At 43.1% G+C, this 6,387-nt stretch carries 8 protein-coding genes; 7 read left to right on the top strand and 1 reads right to left on the bottom strand.

Annotated elements, in window-relative coordinates:
* Window positions 1-13 precede the first annotated feature (13 nt).
* The 3 genes from ACVBDU_RS02305 (at window position 14) to ACVBDU_RS02295 (ending at window position 1,621) form a co-directional block, all read left to right on the top strand.
* Window positions 14-847 (top strand): IS5 family transposase, encoded by an 834-nt coding sequence (locus ACVBDU_RS02305; RefSeq protein WP_447177729.1) that lies wholly within the window; start codon window positions 14-16, stop codon window positions 845-847.
* 137 nt (window positions 848-984) lie between these two features.
* Window positions 985-1,272 carry a type VII toxin-antitoxin system MntA family adenylyltransferase antitoxin gene (mntA, locus tag ACVBDU_RS02300; protein WP_447178169.1) on the top strand — a complete coding sequence of 96 codons (288 nt, stop codon included), beginning with the start codon at window positions 985-987 and terminating at the stop codon, window positions 1,270-1,272.
* Window positions 1,265-1,621 carry a HepT-like ribonuclease domain-containing protein gene (locus ACVBDU_RS02295; RefSeq protein ID WP_447178168.1) on the top strand — a complete coding sequence of 119 codons (357 nt, stop codon included), beginning with the start codon at window positions 1,265-1,267 and terminating at the stop codon, window positions 1,619-1,621. The genes mntA and ACVBDU_RS02295 overlap by 8 nt, the downstream gene beginning before the upstream one ends.
* A 35-nt stretch (window positions 1,622-1,656) precedes the next feature.
* Here ACVBDU_RS02295 and ACVBDU_RS02290 read toward each other — a convergent pair whose 3' ends face one another.
* The gene (locus ACVBDU_RS02290) at window positions 1,657-2,679 is read right to left on the bottom strand and encodes an alkaline phosphatase D family protein (RefSeq protein WP_447178167.1); all 1,023 of its coding nucleotides are present in this window, start codon (window positions 2,677-2,679) and stop codon (window positions 1,657-1,659) included.
* A 145-nt stretch (window positions 2,680-2,824) separates the two neighbouring features.
* Between ACVBDU_RS02290 and ACVBDU_RS02285 the strand changes: the two genes are divergently transcribed.
* The 4 genes from ACVBDU_RS02285 (at window position 2,825) to ACVBDU_RS02270 (ending at window position 6,385) form a co-directional block, all read left to right on the top strand.
* Window positions 2,825-3,838, top strand: a complete 1,014-nt coding sequence (locus ACVBDU_RS02285) for a DHH family phosphoesterase (protein WP_447178166.1) — start codon at window positions 2,825-2,827, stop codon at window positions 3,836-3,838.
* 20 nt (window positions 3,839-3,858) lie between these two features.
* The gene (gldI, locus tag ACVBDU_RS02280; RefSeq protein WP_447178165.1) at window positions 3,859-4,470 is read left to right on the top strand and encodes a gliding motility-associated peptidyl-prolyl isomerase GldI; all 612 of its coding nucleotides are present in this window, start codon (window positions 3,859-3,861) and stop codon (window positions 4,468-4,470) included.
* Between the two features lie 77 nt (window positions 4,471-4,547).
* A complete protein-coding gene (locus ACVBDU_RS02275; protein ID WP_447178164.1) occupies window positions 4,548-5,663 on the top strand; it encodes a peptidylprolyl isomerase in 1,116 nt (371 codons plus the stop codon).
* Between the two features lie 224 nt (window positions 5,664-5,887).
* Window positions 5,888-6,385 (top strand): DinB family protein, encoded by a 498-nt coding sequence (locus ACVBDU_RS02270; protein WP_447178163.1) that lies wholly within the window; start codon window positions 5,888-5,890, stop codon window positions 6,383-6,385.
* Window positions 6,386-6,387 lie beyond the last annotated feature (2 nt).

Raw genomic sequence — 6,387 nt, 5'->3', positions numbered from 1 at the left:
AAACCAACCCTTTATGTACTCTGTACTTGACAAAGATACGATAGAATTGGAAATAGTTCCTTACATACCTAAAACTCATCGAGGATTTGCCCCGACCGTTCCATTGGTTGAGATTGTTAACGCCATCCTCTACAAGCTCAAGACCGGTGTGCAGTGGCATCAAGTGCCTGTAAAAGCCCTTTTTGACAGTAAAGTGCTAAGTTGGCAATCGGTTTACTACCATTACCGGAAATGGTGCTTGTGCGGTTTTTGGAAAGACTGTTGGGTGAGCTTCCTCAACCGCCATAAATCAAAACTTGACCTTTCCAGTGTGGACCTGGATGGCAGTCACACCTCGGCCATCAGGGGCGGGGAACAAGTGGAATACCAAGGCCGTAAGAAGCGCAAAACCACCAATGCCCTATACCTTAGCGAAAGGCAGGGACTACCTTTAGCTATGTCTGAACCTGTTGCCGGCAATCATAACGACCTGTATAACATTGAGGTGCAGTTCGAAGTAGTCACTGGTACTCTGGAAGATGCTGACCTCCGTGTGGATGGGTTGTTCCTCAATGCTGATGCGGGCTTTGATTCCAAGGATTTCCGACAGGCTTGTGCCCAAAAGGAAATCAATGCCAATATCTGTTTCAACAGGCGTAACAGTGACAAGGACAGAGATGACTATTTTGACAAAGAACTTTATGACCAGCGATATGCCATCGAGCGAACCAATGCCTGGATGGACAGTTTCCGGTCATTACTAAACAGGTTTGACACCACCGTGGCAAGCTGGACAGGGTTTAACTATCTTGCTTTTATTGTGTTAGCTTTGAAAAAGTTCAAACCCATCAAAAAGAAAAAAGTTTAAACGAATTCTATCACTTAATGAATTGAAGATAGAAAAGCTCTCCGGCATATAGCCATGTTTATATACAGAAGTCAGATAAAAGAGATCACACTATATCATTAAAAATGATTAAATTAGCCATACGTGAAAGCTAAGCTATGATAACAATAGATTCCATAAAACAACTTATCGTTCCTGTTCTGAAAAAATATAATATCAAACGGGCTGGTATCTTTGGTTCCTATGCCAAAGGTGAGGCCTCAAACGCAAGTGATATAGATATACTGGTAGAACTGGATAGTAAAATCAGTCTTTTGGAATTTGTCAAAATAAAACTGGACCTGGAAGACATCCTGAATAAAAAAGTGGATTTAGTGGAATATCGTGCTGTAAAACCAAGATTGAGGAATAAAATTTTATCCGAAGAAAAGAAAATTTATGGCTAAACAAAAACGGAGGGACGAACTGGTTTTTCTCGAAGATATTTCAGAATGTACTCATAAAATCATGGAATACGTTAAAGATATATCCGAAGATGAGTTCTGCGCTAACACGGAGAAACAAGATGCAGTAATAAGAAGAATTGAAATTATAGGTGAAGCCGTAAAAAAAATCTCCATACAAACAAGAAACAAATATCCCAAGGTTCCCTGGCGCGAAATTGCCGGAATGAGAGATGTGGTCATTCACGAGTATTTTGGTGTATCTCCGGATTTGGTTTGGAACGTAGCTACTTCGGATATTCCTGTTCTCAAAAAACAAATAGATAAAATCATCGAAGAAAACTCCAAATAATTACCTTACGGAATAGACTATCAAGACCCGATCATCTAATACCCTTGTACCAATTCACCTAAAACTTTATTCCCCTTGCCGCGTATCTGCATGATTACCTGTTTTTTATCAAAATCAAACTGTAAAAGTCCGAAACTGATATCCGAAACCACTTCCCCTACCCGGTACGGATTGTACTCGGAGGTAAATTGCGTATAAGAGTGTGTTAACCCGCTGCTGGTAAAATCCACCAACGGATAAGAAAGACCCGGTATTTCCGCCCTGGAAAATTCGGATATGTGACGGTCTCCCGAGAGGAGGATCACTCCTTTGGCCCCGGAATCGGATATCTGTTGCTGTAACCTGTCCGTTTCATGCGGAAAATTGGCCCAGGCTTCAAAGCCGTGCTCCCCGGACAAAAACTGGATACTACTTACGATCAGGTTAAAATCGGCATCCGAACCGGCAAGTTCCTTTTCCAGCCACTGCCATTGCCGCTCTCCGAGCATCGTGCCTTCGTCGTAAATTCCGGGTGTATATCGCTTTCCTTTTTCCCGCGATTCCGTAAGTCCGGACCGGAAATACCGGGTATCCAGTACGATTATCTTTATTGTTCCTTTCGGCGTTTTCAATATTTCCGAATGATACACTCCTTCCCTATTTCTCCGGGGATCGTTTTCAGCCACTCCCATAAAGTCCAGAAAGAGTTGTTGGCTTCCCTGTTTGGCGTGAAATTCTTCTCCCCCGTCATTCAATCCGTAATCGTGGTCGTCCCAGGTGCCCAGTATTTTTGTTTTATTTCTCACTTTCCTGTAGTCCTCCTGTGCCAACTGGTCTTTATAATGCTCTTGCATGACCTCCATATTGTCCGTATCCGAATAGATGTTATCCCCGCCCCATATCCATACTGCCGGATCGTTCTTCAACACTTCTTTCCAAAGTACATTTTCCAGCCTCTGGTTATTGCACGAACCGAAAGCAATGACATAGTCCGTTCCGGAAATTACAGATACCGTTTCTTTTGCAGATTGACATGCTATAAAGAAAAGGGGCAACAGGAATAAAAATAATCGTCTCATTTATTCGTTATTTTCAGGAAAAAACAAATGTACGATATGTCGTATTAACCGAATGTTATACTTTTCACGGCAAACGGCCTGGCACTATGGATAACTTCGGGTTATTTTTGACAAAAAATCGGGATAAATCGTATCTTAGCCCCTTATGAATACAAACATACAAGAACTCGAGGAAGTACTTGCCTCGCCAAAGAACATTGTTATTGTTCCGCATAAAAATCCGGATGGAGACGCCATAGGTGCTTCCCTGGCCGTGTATCATTATCTGAATCTTCTGAGGCACAATACCGTGGTTATCTCTCCCAACGAATACCCGGATTTCCTGAAATGGATGCCGGGGAGCGAGAGTGTTTTGAAATTCGATACTAAAAGAAAAACGGCGAAGACACTTATCGAAAATGCCGATCTTATTTTTACACTCGACTTTAATTCACTGGACCGTGTTGAAGATATGAAACCGTCCCTGGCAAGCAGTAAGGCCGCCTTTGTAATGATAGACCATCACGAACAACCGGACGATTACGCCACATACATCTATTCCGATCCGAAAATGGGATCTACCTGTGAAATGATCTATCATTTTATAGACACCCTGGGCCATCGTGACAAAATAAATAAAGATATAGCCACCTGCCTTTACACCGGAATTATGACGGATTCCGGATCGTTCCGTTTTCCTTCCACTACAAGCATCACCCACCGGGTGGTTGCAGATCTTATGGACAGGGGGGCGGAAAATTCAGATATACACAGCGCCGTTTATGATACCAACGGACTAAGCAGGCTGCACCTTCTGGGTTGCGCATTAAAAAATCTCGTGCTCCTGGAAAAATACAACACCGTATATATTACCCTGAGCAGGAAGGAACTGGAGCAATTCGGCTTTAAAAAGGGAGATACGGAAGGTTTTGTGAATTACGGACTATCGCTCAAAAACGTTCGGTTTTCGGTAATATTTCTCGAAGATACCCAGGAAGATTTTATCAAGATCTCCCTGCGCTCCGTCGGAGATTTCTCCGTTAATGACTTTGCCAGAAAATACTTTAACGGCGGCGGGCATATTAATGCCGCGGGAGGAAGAAGCGATCTTTCTATGGAGGATACCATTCAAAAGTTCGGAAAACTGCTGGAGGGATATAAAAAGGAATTGACAAAATGAGGTATGGCAAAGAAAACATAATGAATTTCCTGAGGGCCGGGGCATTATGCCGGTCTTTCTGTGCCCTACTGCTATCCGTGGTCATGTTCACGGGGTGTAAAGAACCCGAAGCCCGAAGGCCCGTAGCCGTAAAAACGGGGGAATTCTTCCGGAAATCCGTGGAGCGGAATAAGGAACTGCTGGAGAGAGAACAGCAGCTCATCAAAGAGCTTATACAAAAAGATAGTGCACATACCTATATTGCCTCGCCAAACGGCTATTGGTATTATTATCAGCAGAAGGACAGTAAAGGCACCTATATGCCGCAACCGGACGATCTCATACTCATTAACTACGATATCCGTTACCTGAACGACAGCATTATTTACAGTAAAGAAGAGATCGGGCCGGTTCGTTTTAAAGTAGACAAAGAAGACTTGTTCCCCGGGCTCCGGACTGCTGTAAAACTATTAAAAAAAGGGGAAACCGCTACTTTCATGTTCCCTTCTTCCCTCACTTTCGGATATCACGGAGATGAAAACAGAATAGGGGTAAACGTTCCCGTAAAAAGTACAATAACCCTGCTGGACATACTGGAAACCGCCCGGGACAGTATGGCGACAACAGAGAATGTTCCTCAGGATGTACAATAAGTTTATCTAATTATCGAAAGTTTAAATAAATTCATAAAATTTACAACGGAAAACCAAATTTACAAACATTAATATCCATGAAAAAAATCAATGTAGCTTTTTTGCTTCTTGTCCTGATTACACTGGGGTGTAAAAGTACCAGGCACGCGGATCTGGGAGACGGTATTTTTGCCGACATAGAGACCAATAAAGGAGAAATGGTCCTCCAATTATACTACAAACAAACCCCGGTAACGGCTGCTAACTTTATCTCTCTTGCCGAAGGGACCAGTCCCTTTGTATCGGACAGCCTTAAAAACAAAAAATATTATAACGGCGTCACCTTTCACCGGGTTATAAAAGATTTTATGATACAGGGCGGAGATCCGTCCGGTACCGGTAAATTTGGTCCCGGGTATAAATTCGAAGACGAAATCGTGGATACGCTAAGTCATGACAGCAAAGGAACGCTTTCTATGGCCAATGCCGGACCGGGCACCAACGGCAGCCAGTTTTTTATTACTCATGTTCCCACACCTCATCTGGATGGAAGACATACGGTATTCGGTAAAGTCGTGGAAGGCCTGGAGGTTGTAGATACCATTGCCTATGTAAAAACCTCTCCCGATGGCAACAAGCCCCTGGAAGATGTGGTTATGAACAAGGTGACCATTATCCGGAACGGTAAAGAAGCCAGAAAATTCGACGCTGTTAAGGTTATGACGGAATATTTTGATAAGATCAACAAACGGGAAGAAGAAGCTAAAAAAGCAGCCCAAGCCCTGGTTCGGGAGTTCGATAATCAGAAAGGTGAAGCGGAAGAACTGCCCAGCGGATTGAAAATATTGTACCTGAACAAAGCGGAAAACGGGGAGAAACCACAGGAAGGTACATATGTAAAAGTTAATTATGCCGGGTTCCTGGATACCGGGAAACTGTTCGATTCCAACGACCTGAGTATAGTGGAGAAATTCGGCACGGTAAACCAGGTTCGTAAAGAAAAAGGCGGATACGCTCCCTTACCCATGCTTTACGGGCCGGACTCTCCCCTTATCCCGGGCTTCAAGGAAGGACTTTTACAGATGAACGTGGGAGACAAAGTAAGACTCTTTATTCCTTCTCACCTCGCGTATGGCGAAGCGGGAGCCGGAGGAGTTATCCCCCCGGATGCCGACCTTGTTTTTGACGTAGAGATCACGGAGCTCGCAGAATGATCCCGTATATTCTATAAAATTCTAAAGGTTGCCTGATAATTCAGAGGCAACCTTTTTTATTTTCCGGCATCCATACTACAACCAAAAACGTTACACCATCCCAAAAATGCAAATGGTATTTTTCCGGGAAAACCATTTATTACTGACACCCTGTTGTCAGACAGTACCCTTATCTTTGAACCAGATAATAAACGAACAAAACCTTTATACCAATATACCAAATTATGAAAACTGCTATCTCTTTGCTTACACAGAACTATGTCAACTACAATCTCTGGGCTAATACAAAGCTCGTGGAATGGCTGAGAACAAAAGATGAAGACCTTGTGAAACAACATGTTCCTTCCAGTTTTTCCGGGATCGGGCCTACTTTGGAACATATCAGGCAAACCGAAAGATACTGGCTATCTGTTTTAAAGAAGGAACCTCCAAAAACTTATGAAGAAGTTAAGGGAACACTGGAAGATACCTTTACGGGAGTTCTCAAACAATCTTCAGAATTTGCCAACTATATCCATGCATTGGCGAAAGAAAACATAGAAGAAAAAATCCTTATTGAAAGCCCGTGGTTCCGTTCTGATTTTCCGGGCTTCGAATATGTAATGCACTGCGTTAACCACAGCACTTATCACCGGGGACAGGTTATTACCATAGGCCGTAACCTGGGTTTTACGGATGCACCTATGACAGATTATAACTTTTACAATGTCGAAAAACAATAACA

Source organism: Sinomicrobium endophyticum, assembly GCF_052983315.1.
The sequence above is the reverse complement of the archived record's forward strand: the minus strand, read 5'-3'. Positions and strand labels throughout refer to the sequence as shown.